Annotated in this window: 16 protein-coding genes; 10 read left to right on the forward strand and 6 right to left on the reverse strand. The window is 61.9% G+C overall.

Annotated features, from left to right (window positions below):
• The first annotated feature begins 11 nt into the window (after window positions 1-11).
• The 8 genes from O9X62_RS04955 (at window position 12) to O9X62_RS04990 (ending at window position 9,105) form a co-directional block, all read left to right on the forward strand.
• Window positions 12-206: a hypothetical protein gene (locus O9X62_RS04955; RefSeq protein WP_269531656.1), complete on the forward strand. Its 195-nt coding sequence runs from the start codon at window positions 12-14 to the stop codon at window positions 204-206.
• Between the two features lie 432 nt (window positions 207-638).
• A complete protein-coding gene (locus O9X62_RS04960) occupies window positions 639-1,409 on the forward strand; it encodes a hypothetical protein (RefSeq protein WP_269531657.1) in 771 nt (256 codons plus the stop codon).
• 139 nt (window positions 1,410-1,548) lie between these two features.
• Window positions 1,549-2,760 carry a cation:proton antiporter gene (locus O9X62_RS04965; RefSeq protein ID WP_269531658.1) on the forward strand — a complete coding sequence of 404 codons (1,212 nt, stop codon included), beginning with the start codon at window positions 1,549-1,551 and terminating at the stop codon, window positions 2,758-2,760.
• Window positions 2,761-2,927: 167 nt separating this feature from the next.
• The gene (gene gap, locus O9X62_RS04970; protein WP_269531659.1) at window positions 2,928-3,941 is read left to right on the forward strand and encodes a type I glyceraldehyde-3-phosphate dehydrogenase; all 1,014 of its coding nucleotides are present in this window, start codon (window positions 2,928-2,930) and stop codon (window positions 3,939-3,941) included.
• Window positions 3,942-4,174: 233 nt separating this feature from the next.
• Window positions 4,175-5,254, forward strand: coding sequence for a hypothetical protein (locus tag O9X62_RS04975; RefSeq protein ID WP_269531660.1), 1,080 nt, complete (start codon window positions 4,175-4,177; stop codon window positions 5,252-5,254).
• A gap of 9 nt (window positions 5,255-5,263) precedes the next feature.
• Window positions 5,264-6,436, forward strand: coding sequence for a phosphoglycerate kinase (locus tag O9X62_RS04980; protein ID WP_269531661.1), 1,173 nt, complete (start codon window positions 5,264-5,266; stop codon window positions 6,434-6,436).
• A gap of 138 nt (window positions 6,437-6,574) precedes the next feature.
• Window positions 6,575-7,639, forward strand: coding sequence for a class II fructose-bisphosphate aldolase (gene fba / locus O9X62_RS04985; protein WP_269531662.1), 1,065 nt, complete (start codon window positions 6,575-6,577; stop codon window positions 7,637-7,639).
• A 317-nt stretch (window positions 7,640-7,956) separates the two neighbouring features.
• Window positions 7,957-9,105, forward strand: coding sequence for a methionine aminotransferase (locus O9X62_RS04990; protein ID WP_308446424.1), 1,149 nt, complete (start codon window positions 7,957-7,959; stop codon window positions 9,103-9,105).
• 50 nt (window positions 9,106-9,155) lie between these two features.
• Here the strand turns inward: O9X62_RS04990 and O9X62_RS04995 are convergent, their stop codons facing one another.
• Genes O9X62_RS04995 through O9X62_RS05005 form a run of 3 tightly spaced genes read right to left on the reverse strand, consistent with a single transcriptional unit; the run spans window position 9,156 to window position 11,095 of the window.
• The gene (locus tag O9X62_RS04995; RefSeq protein WP_269531664.1) at window positions 9,156-9,896 is read right to left on the reverse strand and encodes a DUF4386 domain-containing protein; all 741 of its coding nucleotides are present in this window, start codon (window positions 9,894-9,896) and stop codon (window positions 9,156-9,158) included.
• A 34-nt stretch (window positions 9,897-9,930) separates the two neighbouring features.
• Complete coding sequence (locus tag O9X62_RS05000; RefSeq protein WP_269531665.1) at window positions 9,931-10,314, reverse strand: diacylglycerol kinase; 384 nt, start codon at window positions 10,312-10,314, stop codon at window positions 9,931-9,933.
• A gap of 4 nt (window positions 10,315-10,318) precedes the next feature.
• Entirely contained in the window at window positions 10,319-11,095 is a 777-nt protein-coding gene (locus O9X62_RS05005; protein ID WP_269531666.1) for a BPSS1780 family membrane protein, read from the reverse strand.
• Window positions 11,096-11,265: 170 nt separating this feature from the next.
• Here O9X62_RS05005 and O9X62_RS05010 point away from each other — a divergent pair, with 170 nt between their 5' ends.
• Entirely contained in the window at window positions 11,266-11,565 is a 300-nt protein-coding gene (locus O9X62_RS05010) for a DUF962 domain-containing protein (protein WP_269531667.1), read from the forward strand.
• An 85-nt stretch (window positions 11,566-11,650) separates the two neighbouring features.
• On the opposite strand, the gene O9X62_RS05015 is transcribed toward O9X62_RS05010, so the two are convergent.
• Window positions 11,651-14,029 carry a DUF3141 domain-containing protein gene (locus tag O9X62_RS05015; protein ID WP_269531668.1) on the reverse strand — a complete coding sequence of 793 codons (2,379 nt, stop codon included), beginning with the start codon at window positions 14,027-14,029 and terminating at the stop codon, window positions 11,651-11,653.
• 152 nt (window positions 14,030-14,181) lie between these two features.
• Complete coding sequence (locus O9X62_RS05020) at window positions 14,182-16,209, reverse strand: NADPH-dependent 2,4-dienoyl-CoA reductase (protein WP_269531669.1); 2,028 nt, start codon at window positions 16,207-16,209, stop codon at window positions 14,182-14,184.
• Between the two features lie 410 nt (window positions 16,210-16,619).
• Here O9X62_RS05020 and O9X62_RS05025 point away from each other — a divergent pair, with 410 nt between their 5' ends.
• Window positions 16,620-20,129 (forward strand): indolepyruvate ferredoxin oxidoreductase family protein, encoded by a 3,510-nt coding sequence (locus O9X62_RS05025; RefSeq protein WP_269531670.1) that lies wholly within the window; start codon window positions 16,620-16,622, stop codon window positions 20,127-20,129.
• A 143-nt stretch (window positions 20,130-20,272) separates the two neighbouring features.
• Here the strand turns inward: O9X62_RS05025 and O9X62_RS05030 are convergent, their stop codons facing one another.
• The gene (locus O9X62_RS05030; RefSeq protein ID WP_269531671.1) at window positions 20,273-20,809 is read right to left on the reverse strand and encodes a DinB family protein; all 537 of its coding nucleotides are present in this window, start codon (window positions 20,807-20,809) and stop codon (window positions 20,273-20,275) included.
• Window positions 20,810-20,865 lie beyond the last annotated feature (56 nt).

A 20,865-nucleotide genomic window follows, 5' to 3' on the forward strand; every position in this document is an offset into this window, starting at 1 on the left:
AGGAAAGAACAATGAGTGAAGCGCCAGCTCTTGAACCCAAACGGTGCAAGAAATGCGGCTTTCCCGGCCTCGTCATGAAGGCCGGTTCCAACCGCTGGTGGGTCGAATGCGAGAAGTTCGGCCGCAATGGCAACTGCAAGGCCATCAGCGATCAGGCCAGCACGCGCAAGGCGGCGATCCAGAACTGGAATGCCAACTGCGCTTGAATCCACGGCCACGCCATAAAAAAACGCCACCTGAGGGTGGCGTTTTTTTTATGGCTGCCGATGCGCGAGCAAACATAAGCTACGCGAACAACATAGATGAGGAGGAAGTAAGCCATGAAATGGCGATCGATCTGGACAGCACTGCTGATCATGCCACTGCTCAACTACGCAGAGGACCTACGGAAGTTAAACGCAGCATGTGTCCCCGCCGCATTCTCTGAGGCATTTTTCAAAGGTTTGAGACGATCTTATGCATCGCTGACCGTTTGCAGATTCCATCAAGACGTGGAGGTAGTAGTCAAAGCAGATGCGCAAGGCCGGTTGCGGGTTGAGCGCATCAGCAATGACTTGCCGCACCTGACGGATATGCTGTTTGACGGGCTGATGGCTGCGCCTCTGCGCTGCGCCCTCCCGCCTGATCAAGCCCACCGGATGCAATTCGCGTTCCAGATGAGTGTCGATAGCAGCTTCCCTGAGTGTGCGCGGCATGATAAATCCGAGGATCTGACCAATCAGGTCCTGCTCAACATTGCCGCCAAATCGCCCGCCAACTGGCCAGCGGCTTTGCAGTACGACAAGCCGCCTGCGTTTGATACGGTAGAGCGGATCATGCTGCCGGCAGCATTGCTCAGAAAGTCGGCCTCGCTAGGCAAGGCGCGCCTGCTGTTGCTGGTGGATGAGCAAGGCTCGGTCAGTGTTGCCGGCATGGAGGGCGCGGACGAACCCACGCTTGCTGCCAGCCTTAAAGCCGCGGTGGCGACCTGGAAACTGCGACCCGCCCAGCGCGACGGCAAGCCCACAACTACCCTGCTGACCATGCCGATGATTTTGCGCGTGGCGGAGTTTCCATCCGATCTGGCGCATCCCTTTGTCCAGGTAGCCCAAGGCGGTGCCGCCTTGCTGCATACACGGCACGACACGCTGCCGGGTGTGGAGACATTGGATGCGCCCCTGCAGGCTTTCTATCAGCCAGCGATAGAGATTCCGGAGGTGAACGACCCGAGCCTGTCTGGAAAGACCGTGGAGGCCTCGGCCATTGTCGACAAGACAGGCCGTGTTCATTGGCCCGAAATCATCACGCCAGTGCAGGAGGACATCGATGCGGCAGTGCTGCACCGGCTGGGGCAGTGGCGCTTTCACCCACCGCTGCGTGCGGGCAAGCCGGTGGTTGCCAGGCTCAAGGTTGACGTAACAATCCCTTGAAGTGTGGCTCCTCGATTTGGAGCAGGCTGAATCTTCGTCTTGACGACTCTTGTCTTTAACACCACGCGAAATCCGGCTTTGACGCCCATGAGATCAACTGGTAGAAAGCGCTTTCAAGGAAAATATAAACGAGAGACGCATGTCGCACGCCATGAACACCACCGAGCTGTTCCTGCTCGCTATGATCATCATCTTTACCTTGCCCTACCTGATCTGGCGGCTGGGGAAGACGGATTACTACGCGCCGCTGGTGGTGGTGCAGATCATCACCGGCATCCTGCTGGGCCCCGGCGTCATGGGCAAAGCGTTTCCCGAGTACTACCAGTTCATCTTCACGCCTGCCGTCATCCAGTCGCTCAACGGGATTGCCTGGTGGGCGGTGATGATCTTCGTGATGATTGCCGGTATCGAGCTGGATTTGAAAAAGGCTTGGGAACACCGCCGCGAGAGCCTCGTGACCGCCGGATTTGCCCTGGTGACGCCACTGGCCTTTGGTGCTGTTGCCGCCATCGGCATGCTCCAGTACGCCGGCTGGGTCGGCCCCAAAGGCATGGACTGGCAGTTCGTGCTGGGTGTGGGCATGGCCTGCGCGGTCACCGCCTTGCCGATCCTGATCCTGTTGATGGAAAAGCTTGAAATCCTGCGCCAGCCCATCGGCCAGCGCATCCTGCGTTATGCGAGTGTGGACGATATTGCTATCTGGGGGGTGCTTGCGCTGATCCTGCTGGATTGGGAGCGTGTGGGGCGCCAGGCGGGATTCCTGCTGGCCTTCATTCCCATCACGCTGCTGTATCGCAAGCTGATGAGCAAGCTGCAGGAGCGCGACCGCTGGTTCGTAATCCTGATCTGGCTGGCGCTGTGTGGCTTTGCGGCAGACTGGGCGGGTCTGCATTACATGGTGGGCGCCTTCCTGGCGGGTGCGGTCAGCGATGCCGACTGGTTTGCGCAGGAAACCCTGGATCAGCTGCGCCACCATATCCTCCTGGTGGTGATGCCGGTGTTCTTCCTCAGCACCGGTCTGCGTACCAACTGGGAAGTGGGCGGTGCGGCCGTGTTCATTGCGGCGGCCGTGCTGCTGGTGGCATCGGTCAGCGGCAAACTGATCGGCGTCCGAATCGCCGGCCGTATTCTGGGCTGGGCACCGGGCGAGGCGTCGATCATTGGCTGGCTGTTGCAGACCAAGGCGCTGATCATGATCATCTTCGTCAATATCCTGCTGGATAAAGGCATCATCACCAGCGAAACCTTTACCGCGCTGCTCTTGATGGCTGTGGCCAGCACCATGCTGACGATCCCGGTGGTGTATCCCAAACTGCAGCGGATGAAGGAGCTGGTTTTCCGCACCGCCTGATCCGGGGCCCAGCCCCGGCATTTCTCCGTGGCCAGCGCACGTTGCAGCGCAACAAAAAGTCGCGTTTGTAGTCGCCTTTCAAGGACTTGGGCGGGTACAATCGCGCCTTTGTAGTTTTGCGGGCGACGACTACATGTCGCCCGGCCTTGCCACGGAGATCCCCCAGCATGTCCATCCGCATCGCCATCAACGGCTACGGACGCATCGGCCGCAATGTGCTGCGCGCACTGTATGAGCTCAATCGCAACGAAGAATTCAAGATCGTGGCGATCAACGCCTCGGGCGATATCGAGACCAATGCGCATCTGACCCGCTTCGATACCGTGCACGGCCGCTTTGCCGCCGATGTGAAGGCCGATGGCGACTGGTTGCGGATCAACGGCGAGAACATCCGCTTTTTCTCCACCCGCAATCCGGCCGAATTGCCCTGGGGTGATCTGGGCATCGATATCGTGCTCGAATGCACGGGTGCCTTCACCAGCAAGGCCAAGTGCGCTGCCCACCTGCAGGCTGGCGCCAAGAAGGTGCTGATCTCTGCCCCTGGCGACAAGGATGTGGATGCCACCGTGGTCTACGGCGTGAACCACAATGTGCTGACCGGTGACATGACCGTGGTGTCGAACGCCTCGTGCACCACCAATTGTTTGGCACCTGTCGCCAAGATCCTTAACGATCACATCGGCATCGAGAAGGGTCTGATGACCACGATCCACGCCTACACCAATGATCAGGTGCTCACGGATGTGCGCCACAAGGACCTGCGCCGCGCCCGTTCGGCCACGCAGAGCCTGATCCCCACCAAGACCGGTGCCGCCGCGGCCGTGGGCCTGGTGCTGCCGGAACTGAACGGCAAGCTCGATGGCTTTGCCGTGCGCGTACCCACGATCAACGTCTCGATGGTGGACCTGACCTTCATCGCCGGTCGCAACACCAGCAAGGAAGAGATCAACGCGCTGATGCGTGACGCGGCCGGTGGCGAGATGAAGGGCGTGCTTGGTTACAACGACCTGCCGCTGGTGTCGATCGACTTCAACCACACCAACGAAGCCTCGATCTTCGACAGCACGCTGACCAAGGTCAGCAATGGCAATCTGGTCAAGATCGGTTCCTGGTACGACAACGAGTGGGGCTTCTCGGTGCAGATGCTCAACACCGCCCGCGCGATGATGCTGGCCAAGTAAGCCGTATCGCCCAGCGAAGAGGCCATGCTGTGCATGGCCTTTTTTGCGTCAGATGCAAACACGTAGGGTGCATCAAGCGCAGTGCAATGCACCGGAACTGTCTCGGATAACGCATCGGTGCAATGCGGCCTTTGGCCTTATTGCACCCTACATGGAGGGGCATGTAGTCCGGTATTACTGGGCCACAAACGCTGGGCTGCCTACAATGCGTGAACCTGTGCCGGAGTATGCCCATGCAGACCGTCCCGCAACCGACTTCCCGTCCTGAAAAACTGGCCCGCTTTGCGTCCTGGGTGATCGCGATCCTGTTCGCGATCATGCTCAACTACCTGGGCGGCCTGGTCATCCGTGACCTGTTCTACCTGCCTGGCGATGGCCCGCCGCAGTACACGGCGTATCTGGACACGCCCGAGATCCAGACGCTCAAGCAGCAACGTGAATCGCTCAATGACCAGTTGCGTACAGCGCGGGAAACCGAGTCGCTACTTGCCACGAACCACACCCGCGCCGAGCAACGCTACCGCGAGACCCGCCAGACCTTCGACAACTGGATCGCCACGCGCGGCACCACGGCCGATCGGCAGCATGATGCCGAAGTACTGGCCCGCACGCGCGAGCTGGACGGTCTGCTCAAGGAGGCGTCCGACTGGCGCACCAAGCTCAATACCGCGCAGGACGATGTGACGGCCCTGACGCGGCAGATCGAGCCGCTGGATACCGCGCGCTATCAAGCCGAGCGTGTGGCGCGAGATCGTTTCGATACCGATATGCGCAGCTACCAGATCAAGGTGTTTGCACTGCGGCTGGTGGTGGTGTTGCCCTTGCTGCTGTTGGCGCTATGGCTGTTCCGCCGCTACCGCCAGCACCGCTACTGGCCGTTTGTGTATGGCTTCGGCTTTTTTGCGTTGTTTGCGTTTTTCTTTGAGCTGGCCCCGTATCTGCCCAGCTTTGGCGGGTATATCCGCGCCGTGGTCGGTATCGGCCTCACCGGCTTGGCGGGCGTTTACCTGATCCGCTGGTTGCAGGGCTATCTCGAACGCAAACGGCAGGAACAGGCGCAGAACCAGTCCAAGCGAGCGCAAGGCATTGCCTACGACCGCGCCATGATCGCTTACCGCAAGCACCTGTGCCCGGGCTGCGAGCGTGATTACCGCATGGCCGGCGATCAGGCCAACTACTGCCCGCACTGTGGCCTGACGCTGTTTGCCCAGTGCAGGGCATGCAGCCACCGCAACTTTGCTTTCTTCCCCTATTGCTCAGCCTGTGGCGCGAGCGCGCCAGCGGCCAAGACCGAATCCAATCCCGCTTCCTAGAGGTTCCCCATGAAATTCAAGAAACTCACCGATCTCGACCTGGCCGGCAAACGCGTGCTGATCCGCGTGGACATGAATGTCCCGGTCAAGGACGGCGTGATTGGCGACGACACGCGCATCCGCGCCAGCCTGCCGACCATTGAGCACGCCCTCAAGGCCGGTGCCGGCGTGATCCTGATGACGCATCTGGGCCGCCCGACCGAAGGCCAGATCAACGAAGAGGACAAGCTCGCCCCCGTGGCCAAGCGCCTTGGTGAGCTGATGGGCCGCAATGTGCCTGTGATTGCCGACTGGCAAGGCTATGGTGTGAAGGCCGGCGAGCTGGTCATGCTGGAAAACATCCGCACCAATGTCGGTGAAAAGAAGAACAAGGATGAGCTCGGCCAAGCCTACGCCGCACTGTGCGATGTGTTTGTGCACGACGCCTTCGGTACATCGCACCGTGCCGAAGCCTCGACCTATGCCGTGGCCAAGTTCGCCCCGGTGGCGTGCGCCGGCATCCTGATGGCCGCCGAACTCGACGCGCTGGGCAAGGCACTGGCCCAGCCGGCGCGGCCCCTGGTTGCCATCGTGGCCGGTTCCAAGGTATCGACCAAGCTGACCATCCTCGAAGCCTTGGCCGACAAGGTCGATCAGCTGATCGTCGGCGGCGGCATCGCCAACACCTTCCTGCTGGCCGAGGGCAAACAGATTGGTAAATCGTTGGCCGAGGCCGATCTGGTCGACCAGGCGCGCGCCGTTATCGCCAAGATCCGCGCCCGCGGCGGCGATGTGCCGCTGCCGACCGATGTGGTCGTGGGCCAGAAGTTCGACGCCAACGAGCCCGCCGTGACCAAGCCACTGGCAGCCGTGACGGATAGCGACATGATCTTCGATATCGGCCCCGATTCGGCCAAGGCGCTTGGCGATATCGTCGCCAAGGCCGGCACCATCGTGTGGAACGGCCCTGTTGGTGTATTCGAGTTCGACCAGTTCGGTGGCGGCACCAAGACCCTGGCCCAGGCCATTGCCAACAGCCCCGGCTTCTCGATTGCCGGCGGCGGCGACACGCTGGCGGCCGTGGCCAAGTACGGCATCACCGAACAGATCAGCTATATCTCGACCGGTGGTGGTGCCTTCCTGGAGTTCCTGGAGGGTAAGACCTTGCCGGCGGTGGAAATTCTGGGCCAGCGCGCCGATTGATTCTCCACGCCCCGCCCGCCATCGAGCGATGCCAGGCGGGGCGCTTGGGTATCCCCGCACATCAGCGAAATGTAGTCGGGATTACAACACTACAACTCAGGTAAAATCCGCGCCGACCATTTACCTTCGGAGTCATCCATGCCTCTCGTCTCGATGCGCCAGCTGCTCGACCATGCAGCCGACAACGCCTACGGCCTGCCGGCCTTCAATGTGAACAACCTCGAACAGGTGCTGGCCATCATGCAGGCCGCCGACGAGTGCGACAGCCCGGTCATCATGCAGGGCTCGGCCGGCGCGCGTAAGTACGCGGGTGAAGCCTTTCTGCGCCACCTGATTCTGGCTGCAGCCGAGGCCTACCCGCATATTCCTATCGTGATGCACCAGGATCACGGCGCCAGCCCGGCCGTGTGTATCCAGGCCATGCGCTCGGGCTTTTCGAGCGTGATGATGGATGGCTCGCTGCTAGAAGACGCCAAGACCCCGTCGAGCTACGACTACAACGTGGACGTGACCCGCAAGGTGGTGGACATGGCCCACGCCATTGGCGTGAGCGTGGAAGGCGAGCTGGGTTGCCTGGGCTCGCTGGAAAGCGGCATGGGCGAGAAGGAAGACGGCCACGGCGCCGAAGGCGTGCTGAGCCACGACCAGCTGCTGACCGACCCCGATGAGGCTGCCGATTTCGTCAAGAAAACGCAGGTGGATGCCTTGGCCATTGCCATTGGTACCAGCCATGGCGCTTACAAGTTCACACGCAAGCCCACCGGCGACATTCTGGCGATCGAGCGCATCAAGCAGATCCACGCGCGCATCCCCAACACTCACCTGGTGATGCACGGCTCCAGCTCGGTGCCGCAGGAATGGCTGGAAATCATCCGCCAGTACGGCGGCGAGATGAAGGAAACCTACGGCGTACCGGTGGAAGAGATTGTCACCGGTATCAAGCACGGCGTACGCAAGATCAATATCGACACCGATATCCGCCTGGCGATGACGGGCGCGACTCGCCGCTTCCTGGCCACCCACAAGAGCGAATTCGACCCGCGCAAATTCCTCAAGGATGCCACGGCCGCCGCCAAGGATATCTGCAAGGCACGCTTCGAAGCCTTTGGCTGTGCCGGGCAAGCCAGCAAGATCAAGCCGGTTTCCATGGAAAAGATGAGCGACCTGTACAAGCAGGGCAAGCTGGCTGCCATCGTCCAGTAAACCCCGTCCCGGCGAGCGTGCGAGCCTGTTTGCCGCTCACCGCTTGGGCTAAGTCTTTGAAGTCACACGCATGTAACAAATACCGTTTAGCGCCTCGCTGCGCGTAAATGGTCAACAGCGGCTAACATGCTTCAAACGTTCGACCGCCAACGACCGGCGTTTTTCGAGAGACTCGCCCCGCCTTGCGCGGGGCATTCTTTTTTCTGCGCCCGCCGGCTTGTCGGTTTGCCGCCGCTCAAGCAAATGCACAAACAGTATTTGGCGGCCTGCGGATGGGCAGGCACGATGTACGCGTCCCCCGCACTGCGATGCCTGTCATGCCATTCACGTCCAAATTCCCCGGTCTGGGCCTTACCATCTTCAGCCAGATGAGCGCGCTGGCGCAGGAAACCGGCGCCATCAACCTCTCGCAGGGATTCCCCGACTTTGCTGTCTCGCCCGGCTTGCTCGACGGCGTCAGCGCCGCCATGGCGGCAGGGCACAATCAATACGCACCGATGCCGGGCTTGCCGGCGCTGCGCCAGGCGATTGCGACCAAGCTGCAAGCCACGCAAGGCATCGATATCAACCCGGATACCGAGATTACGGTAACGGCCGGTGCCACCCAGGCCCTGTATACGGTGATTGCCACCGTACTGCGGGCTGGCGACGAGGCGCTGATTCTGGAACCGGCGTACGACAGCTACGCGCCGGCCATCGTCGCGCAGGGGGCATTGCCTGTGCGAGTCAGCCTGAGCGCGCCGGCTTTTGCGATCGATTGGGATGCAGTCAATGCCGCCATCAGCGCGCGCACCCGGCTGATCATCATCAACAACCCCAACAACCCGGCCACCAGCGTGTTCAGCGCGGCCGATCTCGAAGCCTTGGCCGCCTTGGCCGAGCGCCATGATCTGCTGGTGCTCAGTGACGAGGTTTACGAGCATCTGGTGTATGACGGCCAGCCGCACCGCAGCGTGCTGGCCCATCCGCAACTGGCATCTCGCAGTTTTGCCGTGTATTCCTTCGGCAAGACTTTCCATGCCACGGGCTGGAAAGTCGGCTATTGCATCGCCAGCGCGCCACTGATGGCGGAATTCCGCAAGCTGCACCAGTACCTGGTGTTCTCGGTGTCCACCCCCATGCAGGTGGCGCTGGCCCAGCATCTGGCCGACCCTGCGAGCTGGCAGACCCTGGCCCCGTTCTACGCGGCCAAGCGCGATCATCTGGCGACCGGTTTGCAGGTGGCGGGCTTTACGCTTTTGCCCTGTGCGGGCACTTACTTCCAGCTGGCGGACTATTCGGCCATCCGCCCCGAACTATCGGAAATCGACTTCGCGCGCTGGCTCACACGCGAGATCGGCGTGGCCAGCATTCCGCTCAGCCCCTTTTATGCCGATGGCCGCAATCAGCACTTGGTGCGCTTCTGTTTTGCCAAGCGCGAGGTCACGCTGGACGCGGCCATCGAAAAGCTGGCCAAGCTAGCCTGAATCCGCTGCGGGCCCGCCAAAGCACGCAGTCGGCGTGGCGTTGAGACTGATCAGGCAGGCAGGGAAGCGGGTTGTTGCATCGCTCGCAGGCGCGCTTGCCAGACATCGAGCTTGATGCCACGGCATATCAGCCAGAGGCTGAGGGCGAGTTCGCCGATCAATGACGGCAACAGCACCCAGGGGAACAACATGCCGGCGAGTGCAGGGGCGAACAGCAAGGCGGCACTGTTGATCAGGTAGCTCACACCAGCCGCCAGCAGCAGGATGCCGAGGGTCGCAGGCAGGAACCCCGAACGGACAATCAGGTAGCCGCGTATCAGGCAGGTAAAGCCGAAGAAAATCAGCCCGATGGCAAAGCCGTGGCCATGCAGGTTGACGGCGAACTGGGTCAGGGCCGCATGCAACTGCGGCGACACCGCAGCAGGGCCCAGATAGTCAGCCGCGAGCAGCAATGGCGCCAGCAGGGTCAGCTTGTTGGCGGCGAGCACGGCGGTCTGGACGATATTGAGGATCGTCGCGCACAGGGCGAGCGGCTGGCTGATGGGCCTGAGCAGCAGATAGAACAGGACGATCAGCGGGATATCCAGCAGTTGCATGACGAGATCGCCCGCGATCCCGGCGCGCCAAAGGCCGGGCGACTGGGCGATATTGCTGGCCGTCGCCATGGCATCACCTGCCACGATCAAGGTGCTGCGTACAAAGGCCTCGCCGAACAGGCCCAGCAGGATATTGGCGAGGTAAGCGATGCCCCCGGCAAACAGATAGCGCCGCAGGTGGGTTTCAAAATGCATGGACAGGTTCCGGTGGGAATGCGGGTTCGTGGGTTCAGCGATTCAGCAGCACGATGGCCCAGATGATCGCGATATTGAGCAAGCTGGCCAGTTGCGCGGCGCTGCCCAGGTCCTTGGCGCGCTTGGCAAGCAGATGGTGATCCAGCGAGGTGTGATCGACGGCGGCTTCAATTGCCGAGTTGAGCAGCTCCACCACCACGCTGAGCAGGTGGGCAAACACGATCAGCCCACGACCCCAGCCCGGCAGCGGCAACCACAGCGACAGCCCGATCCCGAAGACGGCCTTGAGGCACACCTGCCGGAAGGCCGACTCATGCCGCCAGGCTGCGCGAAAGCCATCGATCGAATAACCGGTGGCGTTGATCAGGCGGCGCAGGCCGGTCTTGCCCTTGAACGGGCTCTCGCTAGGTGCAGTCATCGAATCACTCTTCAGGAATGTGCTCGGGCATGTCGGCAAAGATATCGCGGTAAGCGGCATACATGGCGGCGGTCATGACCGGCATCAGAACCAGAAAGCCCAGCATCAGGGGAATCACCGCCACAATCATCAGCAGCAGGCAAATCAGGCTGAAAACCAGCAACGGTGCCCAGTTGGCCAGCATGGCGGCAATCGAGGCGCGCAGCGCCGGCAGGGCATCGGCACCGCCCAGGGCGACGAGGCCCGGCGCAAAGGTCAGCGGTAGCAGGATGATCAGATAGATCAGCAAGGCGATGAGGCCGATCAGCACAAGCAGCAGCACGCTGGCCCCCAAGCCTGCAGCACCGGCGGTCATTTCGACCGGGTTATCTCCCATGCCGGCGAAGACGCCGCTGAATATCGCGCCCAGGCCCGCCACCATGGCCAAGCCGATCACGATGGCAAACAACACGATCTGGGCCACCAGCAGGATCAGGCCGATGAGGACGAGGGGGGCAAACGGCTTCTGGAAACCCGCAAACAGGTGGGCCACTTCCAGCTCCTCGCCGCGCTTGAGTTGTGCGCAGCCTATCATCAGGCCGCCCAGCAAGACGGGCGTGAACAGCGTGGCCAGCACCTGACCGAAGGGCACGACCGATACCATCAAGGACGCGATGAACCAGATCACGATCACCCCGATCCACACGCCCGGCTGACGCCGGAACAGGTCAAAGCCTTCGCTTATCCAGGCGGCGCCGCGACCGGCTGCCACGGTCCGGAATTCGAGTTCTGAGTGGATCATGCTGAGGGCTCTCCCTGAGGGTTGAATGATGATCGAAGATTGTGACAGCCCATATTAGGGCCAGCCGCCGTGTGACGCCATGCCTGGCGTGCGCGCGAATGTTGCAGCGCGCATGGTCAGTACCGTCCGGCAGTGGGTACAGTACGTGTGTACAACTTCAGGAGACGGCCGTGGCCTACGCGAGCTTCCGCGAGTTTTATCCGTACTACCTTGGGGAGCATCAGAACACCATCTGTCGCCGCTTGCACTTTGTGGGCAGTGCGCTGGTGCTGGGGGTGCTTGCCGGGGCGCTGGTCACGGCGCAATGGCGCTGGCTGTGGGCGCTGCCGCTGATCGGCTATGGCTTTGCCTGGGCGGGCCATTTCTTTTTCGAGCACAACCGCCCCGCCACGTTCAAGCACCCGGTTTACAGCCTGATGGGCGACTGGGTGATGTTCTGGCAGATGCTCACCGGGCGTATCCGCTTTTGAGTTGCGCGCAGGCCGTCATCGCGTAGGGTGCAAAGCGCTGTGCTGGTTGCACCCTACGCGGGCTTTTGCTGCGCCTGGATGGCTATCAACCCTTGGTAGCGGGTTTTCTTTTGCTGGCGGCGGCTGGTTTGCTTGGGGTGTCGGCCGGCTTGGCCAGCTTGGCCGCGCCGTTGACGCTAGCTGGGGCACGCTTCTTGGCCGCTGGCGCGCGTTTGGCAGGTGCGGGTTTGGCTGGCGCGCTGGCGACTGCTTTGGCGACGACTTTCGGCGCAGGCTGGATTGGTGCGTCTGCCTTGGCGGGTGGCTTGGGCGCCGTATCCAGTTCCAGAATCCGTCGTACCTGCGCATAGCGCTGGGCGCTCGAGTCTTCGGGTTTGATCGGCCCGGCCGCGCTGAACAGGCGCAGTACCGCGTCCATGAGCCGGTGCCGGTCTTCCATCTTGGGTAACAGCTTCGGCAGACCTTCCAGCGCACGCTCCTCATCCAGCATCAGCACCACCGACTGGCGCTGCACGGCGGCGCGGAATTCGGCCAGCGAGGCGGTTTCCACCTGTCCGTCCGTTACCATCTGCTGCAGCAGTTTGTAGGCGCGCTCATCCACCGCGTGCTCTTCGGCGATGTAGGCCATGATGCGTACAAAGGCATCGAGCGCCGAGCCGTGGTCGAAATTGCGCAACGCTTCCTTGATATTGAGCCGCTCCAGCTGCTTGCGCAGTGACTGTGCCTGCCGCGCCGGGTTCGGGCGGTTCAGTTCCACACCAAGCAGGGTGGCCAGCCAGGGCGAGCCGTAGGTGTGCTTGAACAGTTGCTCGTAGAACTGGTCGCGCTGGTCGCGGTAGTGATCGAGCTGCTTTTCCACCAGCCGGGAGAACTGCTTTTCGAGCTGCAGGAAAGGGTTGTCGGTGCTCACGGGTGCGCGCTGTGCCTTGACCTGCTCGGTCAGCGATTTGAGCCCCCAGCACAGCGGGTTCAGGTCGGAAATGCTGTAGCGTTCGAAGCGCGAGGGATGCAGGGCGCGGCCGATATGGGCGGTGATTTCGTTACTGCCGGCGCGTACCCAAGGGGATACGAACTGGTCATACAAGGATTGATTGATCTTGGCCAGCCGGTTTACCACCTCGAACTGCCGTTCCGACTCGCGGCCGTCACCGAGCGCCAGAATGTCGCTGACTTCGCGCGGTTCAAAGCGGATCAGGTAGCGGTCGCCGATCAGTTCGAGATTCGGCATGTCGGGGCGCGTGTCTTCGATCTTGGCTTCGTAAAGCCCCGGCGGCAGCATGTCGATCAGGTCCACGGCGCTGACAATCTGCGCATGTTCACGGTTGGCCACGCTGGCCGACACAAAGATGCCCAGATGGCCGATCTTGTCGTGCAGGCAGTAAACAATCACCTGGCCGTGCGCGCGGATGTCTTCCACATCGGCATAGAGGTCGGGAATCCAGTTCAGCGCTTGCTGTGGCGGGGTGATGTTGTCGCCCCAGGAGGCAAACACCACGATGGGTGAGCGGATATTGCGCAGGTCGACCTGATGTTCGCCATCGGCGCTCACCAACTCGCCCGAGGTGAGCTTGTTGCCCACGAACAGGTTCTGCACGATCCAGTCGATTTCCTCGCGGTTGAGCAGGAAATGCCCGCCCCACCAGCGTTCAAAGGTGAGAAAGCGCTCACCCTCGGTATCAGACTTGGCGTACAGGTTGTAGAGCTTGCTCCAGTAGGTGTTGGCCGGGTCCAGCTGTTCAAAGTTGTGCACCAGCCAGGCACCATCGAAATGGCCATTGCCGATATCGCCAAGGAACGAAGCTGGCCAGGTGCCGCCGTTGAGCCCGCCGTTGTAGCGCATGGGGTGCTTGCCCTCTACCCCGGCCCAGTAAGACAGCGGCGAACCCGCCAGCAGCAGCGGGCCGACCAGTTCGGGCGCGACCGAGGCCAGGATCATCAGCGCCCAGCCGCCCTGGCAGTTGCCGATCACCAGCGGCCTGCCTTCGCTATCCGGGTGCAGATCGCGCACCTTGCGCAGGAACGCCACCTCGGCCCGTGCCACGCATTCGATCGTCTGACCCTTTACGGGTTCGGGGAAGAACATCACGAAGTAACAGGGGTGGCCGTTGCGCAGCGCCAGACCGATCTCGCTGTCGATCTTGGAACCCCCGATACCGGGTCCATGACCTGCGCGCGGGTCGATGACGACAATCGGGCGTTTGTCGGCGTCAATCCGACAACCCTCAGGTGGCACGATGCGCACCAGCGCGTAATTGGCCGGGCGTTCCAGCGTGCGGCCATCCACCACCATCTCGTAATCGAATACCAGCACGGGCGGCTGGCCGGCCTGCGAGTGTTCGAGATACAGATTGCCACGCTGGCGCAGCAGATCCAGTGTGAGCACGCTGCGCTCCATGGCGTCGCGCCAGTATTCGCCGGCGGCACCAAGGTTTGCATCGAAAGATGTGGGGAAGGGGTGGGCCATGCATATCTCCGGGCGCGATGGTGCGCCGCAACATGGCTCAAGTTAGGCGGTAGGGGCCGTAGCGTCAAGGGCCGGCTGGCGGGCAAAATAAAAACGCGGGCACAAGGCCCGCGCTGGTTTCACGTAGCACCGCGCATTGGCGCGGTAAAGGATCAGATACTGGCAGCCAGACGCGAACCTTGGTTGATGGCTCGCTTGGCATCGAGTTCTGCCGCCACATCAGCTCCGCCGATCAGGTGCACCGGTTTGCCGGCAGCCTTGAGGGCGGCTTCGAGTTCGCGCAGCGGGTCCTGGCCGGCACAGATGATCACATTGTCCACCGGCAGTAGCTGTGGCTGATCCTTGATGCGGATATGCAGGCCGGCATCGTCGATCTTGTCGTACTGCACGGCCGAGATCATCTCGACCTGCTTCATCTTCAGCGCCTGACGGTGCACCCAGCCCGTGGTCTTGCCGAGGCCGTCGCCCACTTTGCTGGCCTTGCGCTGCAGCAGCCAGACCTGGCGCGGCGAGGCGTGTGGCTTGGCACCTTGGGCGGCGAGGCCACCGCGCTCGGTCAGCGTCTTGTCGATGCCCCACTCACGCAGGAAGGCGTCGGTATCGAGGCTGGTCGGCGTGCCTTCGTGCGTCAGGTACTCGGCCGTATCAAAGCCGATACCGCCTGCGCCGATGATGGCGACCGACTTGCCGACCGGCTTTTCATGCTTGAGCACGTCCAGATAGTTGAGCACCTTGGGGTGGTCGATACCTTCGATGGCCGGCTTGCGCGGTGCAATGCCGGTGGCGAGGACGATTTCATCAAACGCGGTCAGCTCGTCGGCGGTGGCGCGGTGGTTGAGGCGGATCTTCACGCCGGTCTGGTCGAGGCGTCGCTTGAAGTAGCGCAGGGTCTCGTGGAACTCTTCCTTGCCGGGAATCTTCTTGGCCACATTGAACTGGCCACCGATTTCGTGGCTGGCTTCGAACAGCGTCACATCGTGGCCACGCTCGGCGGCGACCGACGCAAACGCCAAGCCGGCCGGGCCAGCACCCACCACGGCGAGTTTCTTCTTGGCCGTTGTAGGGGTGTAGTTCAGTTCGGTTTCGTGGCAGGCGCGCGGGTTGACCAGGCAGGAGGTCATCTTGCCTTGGAAGATATGGTCCAGGCAGGCCTGATTGCAGCCGATACAGGTGTTGATATCGAGCGCGCGGTCTTCCTCGGCTTTCTTGACCCAGTCGCTATCGGCCAGGAAGGGGCGCGCCATCGACACCATGTCACCATCGCCACGGGCCAGTACTTCTTCGGCCACATCGGGCATGTTGATACGGTTGGTGGCGACCAGCGGAATGCCCACGTGGCCCTTGAGCTTCTTGGTCACCCAGGTAAAGCCGGCGCGCGGCACCATGGTGGCAATGGTCGGAATCCGCGCTTCATGCCAGCCGATACCCGTGTTGATGATGGTGGCACCGGCGGCTTCCACCGCCTTGGCGAGCTGGATGGTTTCGTCGAGTACCGAGCCGTTGTCGACCAGATCCAGCATCGACAGACGGTAAATGATGATGAAGTTCGGCCCCACAGCAGCACGCACGGCCTTGACGGCCTCAATCGGGAAGCGGATACGGTTCTCGTAGCTGCCGCCCCACTGGTCGGTGCGCTTGTTGGTCTTGGCGGCGATGAACTGGTTGATCAGATAGCCTTCGCTGCCCATCACTTCCACGCCGTCGTAACCGGCGTCCTGGGCCAGTTTGGCGCAGCGCGCAAAATCGGCGAGCGTGTCGTGGATCATCTGCTCGCTCATTTCCACCGGTTCGTAGAAGGCAATCGGCGAGGTGATCGGCGAGGGTGCCACCGGGTTCTTCTGAAAGCTGTAGCGGCCCGTATGGAGGATCTGCAGGCAGATCTTGCCATCGGCCGCGTGCACGGCGTCGGTCACGATCTTGTGGTGGGCCACCTCATCGGCGTTGTGCAGCATGGCACCGCCTTCGTAGACCCGGCCTGCCTCGTTGGGGGCCACGCCACCGGTCACGATCAGACCCACGCCACCACGAGCACGCTCGGCATAGAAGGCGGCCATCTTCTCGAAACCGTTGGGTGCTTCTTCCAGACCCGTGTGCATCGAGCCCATCAGGACGCGGTTCTTCAGCGTGGTAAAGCCCAGGTCAAGCGGGGCAAGCAGGTGGGGGTAACGGGCGTGCGGCATGGGAAGTCTCCGGGGAAGCGGCCGGCTCTGGTGGGCGGCGTCTCAGCACATTGTAGGTGGCCGTGCCGGATTCGACAGCCCGGCCAAGTCGTTGACGGCAAAGATACTTAGCCACGCGCAGCTAGTCAATCGAGCACTTGCTTGGTAACGATTCCAGCAGGTGTCATGTGCTTATCCCGCACGGTCTTGGGGTGGATCAGACGTATGGAAGCAGGGTGGGTGTGTGGCAATTGACGTTAACGTCAAATACTTCTGCGCACTTTTTATAAAGCCCTTAGAATTCGCGCGCTTACGTGGGGTCGAACAGACGATGGTCCCACGCCCTATGACTTCACCCAGCCACAAGCTACAACGAAGTTAGCCAAGACTGCGATCCCGATCCGGGCCAAGCGGTAGACAAGGAGACAACGATGGGAGCACCCGTTTCCCTCGACGACAAGTACGCGCTCGAACAGGGCCGCGCCTTTCTGAACGGCACGCAGGCGCTGGTGCGCTTGCCCATCCTGCAACATCAGCGCGATGTCGCCGCAGGCCTCAATACCGCGGGTTTCATCTCCGGTTACCGGGGATCGCCACTGGGCGGCCTGGACCAGGAGTTCGCCCGCGCCAAGAAATTCCTTGAGCCCCGCCATATCGTCTTCACGCCCGGTGTGAACGAAGATCTGGGCGCGACCGCTGTGTGGGGTTCGCAACAGGTCGGTCTGTTCCCCGGTGCCAAGTACGATGGCGTGTTCGCCATGTGGTACGGCAAGGGCCCGGGCGTGGATCGCTCGGGCGATGTGATCCGCCACGGCAACGCGGCGGGTTCGTCGGCGCAGGGCGGTGTGCTGCTGATTGCAGGGGATGACCACGCCGCCAAGTCGTCCACCCTGCCGCACCAGACCGATCACGCCTTCGATGCCTTCATGGTGCCGGTGCTCAATCCGGCCGGCGTGCAGGAATTCCTCGATTTCGGTATCCATGGCTGGGCCATGAGCCGCTACTCCGGCTGCTGGGTCACGCTCAAGGCGATTACCGATACGGTTGAAAGCTCCAGCATCGTCGAGATCGATCCGAACCGCGTGAAGGTGACGCTGCCGGCCGATTTCAACATGCCCGAAGGCGGCCTCAATATCCGTTGGCCCGATCCGCCCCTGGTGCAGGAAGAACGCCTGCTGCACCACAAGCTCTACGCCGTGCTCGCCTATGTGCGTGCCAACGGCCTGAACAAGATCGTGGTCGATTCGCCCAAGCCGCGTCTGGGCATCATGACCGCCGGCAAGAGCTATCTCGATGTGATGCAGGCGCTCGACGACCTGGGCATCGATGAGAAGCTCGCGGCCGATATCGGCCTGCGTATCTTCAAGGTGGGCCTGACCTGGCCGCTCGAACCCAACGGCACCCATGCATTCGCCGAAGGCCTCGACGAAATCCTCGTGGTCGAGGAGAAGCGTCAGGTACTCGAATACCAGCTCAAGGAACAGCTCTACAACTGGCAGGAATCCGTGCGTCCGCGCGTGATCGGCAAGTTCGACGAGAAAGGCGAGTGGACCCTGCCCGAAGGCAACTGGCTGCTGCCCGCCGCGGGCGAGCTGACGCCGGCGATGATCGCCCGCGTAATCGCCAGCCGTATCGCGCGCTTTTACACCAGCCCCATCATCGAGGAACGCCTCAAGTTTCTCGATGAGAAGGAAAACCAGCTCAAGCGTCCGCGCGAGATCATCCTGCGTCAGCCTTACTTCTGCTCGGGCTGCCCGCACAACACGTCTACCAAGCTGCCCGAAGGCTCGCTGGCGCTGGCCGGTATCGGCTGCCATTACATGGCCATGTGGGTGACGCCGGGCACCAAGATGTTCAGCCAGATGGGTGGCGAAGGCGTGACCTGGGCCGGTATCCAGCCGTTTACCGACACCAAGCACATGTTCGTGAACCTGGGCGACGGCACCTACTTCCACAGCGGCATCCTGGCCATCCGCCAGGCGATCTCGGCCAAGCTCAACATCACCTACAAGCTGCTTTACAACGATGCCGTGGCGATGACGGGCGGCCAGGCTGTGGACGGCACGCTGACCGTGCCTATGCTCACCCGCCAGCTCGAAGCCGAAGGTGTGAACAAGATCATCATCACCACCGACGACCCGGCCAAGTACCAGGGTGTGCAGGGGCTCGCAGCGGGCATCACCGTGCATCACCGCGATGAGCTGATGACCATCCAGAAGCAGCTGCGCGAGATTCCCGGCGTGACCGTGCTGATCCACGATCAAACCTGTGCCGCCGAGAAGCGCCGCCGCCGCAAGCGCGGCAAGATGATCGACCCGCCGCGTCGTGTGGTCATCAACGAGCGCGTCTGCGAAGGGTGTGGCGACTGCTCCAAGCAATCGAACTGCCTCAGCGTGATTCCGGTGGAAACCGAATATGGCCGCAAGCGCAAGATCGACCAGAGTTCGTGCAACAAGGACTTCAGTTGCCTGAAGGGCTACTGCCCGAGCTTTGTCACGCTGGAAGGCGAAGTCAAACCCAAGCGCAGCAAGCTGGGCGCCGAGGCGTTCACCAGCCTGCCCGAGCTGCCGCAGCCCAAGCTGCCGGTGCTGGATCACCCATGGAGCGTGCTGGTCACGGGGGTGGGCGGTACCGGTGTCGTCACCATTGGTGGCGTGCTGGGCATGGCCGCGCGTCTGGATGAGATTGGCGCTACGGTGCTGGATCAGACCGGCCTCGCGCAAAAGGGTGGTGCGGTTACCACCCACCTGCGCTTTGCCGCCACGCAGGACAAACTCCACGCCGTGCGTATTGCCGCGGGCGACGCCAATGTGGTGCTGGGCTGCGATATGGTGGTTACGGCCACCAACGATTGTCTGGCCAAGATGCGCCGTGATCACACCTATGCGGTGATGAACGGCTTCGAAGCTGCCACGGGCGATATCACCAAGAACCCGGACATGGTGTTCCCGGCCAACTCCATGCTCAAGACCATCGAGCAGGCCGTGGGTGAGCAGCACTTCGATGTGGTTGATGCGACGCAGATTGCCACGGCACTGATGGGCGACAGCATTGCCACCAATATGTTCATGCTCGGCTTTGCCTGGCAGCGTGGCCTGATTCCGGTGTCGGAGGCCTCGATCCTGCGCGCCATCGAACTCAACGGCGCAGCCATCGACATGAACAAACAGGCCTTCATCTGGGGCCGCCATACCGCCGTGGATCGCATCCGCGTTGAAAAGATCGCTTTCCCGCAGGTGCAGATGGCGATCAAGCTGGCCAACCAGACGCTGGACGAGTTCATCGCCCGCCGCGTGGCCGACCTGACCCAGTACCAGGACGCCGCTTATGCCGCCCGCTACACCACGCTGATCGAACGTGTACGCAACGCCGAGCGTCGCGCCACGCCCGAATCGGAACTGCTGAGCTGGGCTGTGGCCCGTGCCTACTTCAAGGTACTGGCTTACAAGGACGAGTACGAAGTCGCCCGTCTGTACACCGACGGCGAGTTCCAGAAGAGCATTGCCGAGCAGTTCGACGGCAACTTCAAACTCAACTTCAGCCTTGGCCCGACCTGGCTGCAATGGATGGCCAAGCACGGCCAGACGCGCAAGTTCCGCTTCGGCAGCTGGGTCATGGGTGCCTTTGGTGTCCTCGCCAAGCTCAAGGGCTTGCGCGGCACCGCGCTCGACGTCTTCGGCCGCGCCGAAGACCGGCAGATGGAACGCCGTCTGATCGGTGAATTCGAGCAGGGTCTGGATGCACTGCTGGCCGGCCTCAACGCCGACAAGCTGCCCCAGGCCGCCGAGATCATCGGCCTGATCAACAAGGTGCGTGGCTATGGCCACATCAAGCTGGCAGCTTACGAAGCGTTCAAGCCCGAATGGGACAAGCGCCTCAAGGACTATCAGTCGGCCACCACGCCGGCGCCGGTGGCCAAGGCCATGCCGATCCGCATCTAGTTGCTGGCTGCGTGAAAAACAAAACGCCACCTTTCGGGGTGGCGTTTTGTTTGGTGTCGTAGGGTACGAATAAGGCCGCAGGCCGCATTGCACCAATGACCAAGGCGGTGCAATGCGCTGCGCTTATTGCACCCTACAGGGCATCAACCGTTGGCAATCTGTCGCGCATTCGCCAGGCTGTCCTGCATCTCCCTGCGGTAAAACAGGTAGTCGAACTCGGGCGCGGGTGCACCCAGGCGGGTGGCGATGGCGCCGATCTGGCCGCGGATGCCGGCGCACTGGTGGCAAAAGTGGGTCAGCACATCGTGTACCCACTGGCGATGTTCGAGCGTGCCGCCCTGGAGGTAGCGCAGTTCCTGTTCAAAGAACTCAGGCGGCTGGGCTTGCAGCCAGTGCTGCAGCTGACGGGCGCTTTGCTTGAGGGCGAGCTTGAGTTCGCGCCAATCGTCGTGCAGCTGGCTGTCGAGCCGCAGTTCGGGCGATTCGCCGTTGAGGCGACCGGACCAGATCAGGTTTTGCACCAGCAGGTGGTTCACCGTGCCATGGATGCTCTTGTAGAACAGGCCTTCATCCTGCTTGCGCAGATCGTCCGAGAGCTTGTCCAGGCTTTCGAACAGGCGCTCGTTGGCCCAGTGCTGGTAGTCGATCTGGTATTGAAAGTAGGTCTTCCAGGCAATCATGAATATTTTCTCCTTGCCTGAGCTTAGACAGCGCCTTGCGGCACCGCAACAGCCGT

Origin of the sequence: Chitinimonas sp. BJYL2 (genome assembly GCF_027257935.1) — a bacterium.
Classification (GTDB): Bacteria; Pseudomonadota; Gammaproteobacteria; order Burkholderiales; family Chitinimonadaceae; genus Chitinimonas.

Excerpts from the sequence above, each read along its gene's own strand:
- O9X62_RS04980 (WP_269531661.1), top strand. The coding sequence starts at position 5,264 with ATGAAATTCAAGAAACTCACCGATCTCGACCTGGCCGGCAAACGCGTG.
- O9X62_RS05030 (WP_269531671.1), bottom strand. The coding sequence starts at position 20,809 with ATGATTGCCTGGAAGACCTACTTTCAATACCAGATCGACTACCAGCAC.
- O9X62_RS05025 (WP_269531670.1), top strand. The coding sequence starts at position 16,620 with ATGGGAGCACCCGTTTCCCTCGACGACAAGTACGCGCTCGAACAGGGC.
- O9X62_RS04965 (WP_269531658.1), top strand. The coding sequence starts at position 1,549 with ATGTCGCACGCCATGAACACCACCGAGCTGTTCCTGCTCGCTATGATC.
- gap (WP_269531659.1), top strand. The coding sequence starts at position 2,928 with ATGTCCATCCGCATCGCCATCAACGGCTACGGACGCATCGGCCGCAAT.
- O9X62_RS04995 (WP_269531664.1), bottom strand. The coding sequence starts at position 9,896 with ATGCATTTTGAAACCCACCTGCGGCGCTATCTGTTTGCCGGGGGCATC.
- O9X62_RS05005 (WP_269531666.1), bottom strand. The coding sequence starts at position 11,095 with ATGATCCACTCAGAACTCGAATTCCGGACCGTGGCAGCCGGTCGCGGC.
- O9X62_RS05020 (WP_269531669.1), bottom strand. The coding sequence starts at position 16,209 with ATGCCGCACGCCCGTTACCCCCACCTGCTTGCCCCGCTTGACCTGGGC.
- fba (WP_269531662.1), top strand. The coding sequence starts at position 6,575 with ATGCCTCTCGTCTCGATGCGCCAGCTGCTCGACCATGCAGCCGACAAC.
- O9X62_RS04990 (WP_308446424.1), top strand. The coding sequence starts at position 7,957 with ATGCCATTCACGTCCAAATTCCCCGGTCTGGGCCTTACCATCTTCAGC.
- O9X62_RS05000 (WP_269531665.1), bottom strand. The coding sequence starts at position 10,314 with ATGACTGCACCTAGCGAGAGCCCGTTCAAGGGCAAGACCGGCCTGCGC.
- O9X62_RS05015 (WP_269531668.1), bottom strand. The coding sequence starts at position 14,029 with ATGGCCCACCCCTTCCCCACATCTTTCGATGCAAACCTTGGTGCCGCC.
- O9X62_RS04960 (WP_269531657.1), top strand. The coding sequence starts at position 639 with ATGCAATTCGCGTTCCAGATGAGTGTCGATAGCAGCTTCCCTGAGTGT.
- O9X62_RS04975 (WP_269531660.1), top strand. The coding sequence starts at position 4,175 with ATGCAGACCGTCCCGCAACCGACTTCCCGTCCTGAAAAACTGGCCCGC.
- O9X62_RS04955 (WP_269531656.1), top strand. The coding sequence starts at position 12 with ATGAGTGAAGCGCCAGCTCTTGAACCCAAACGGTGCAAGAAATGCGGC.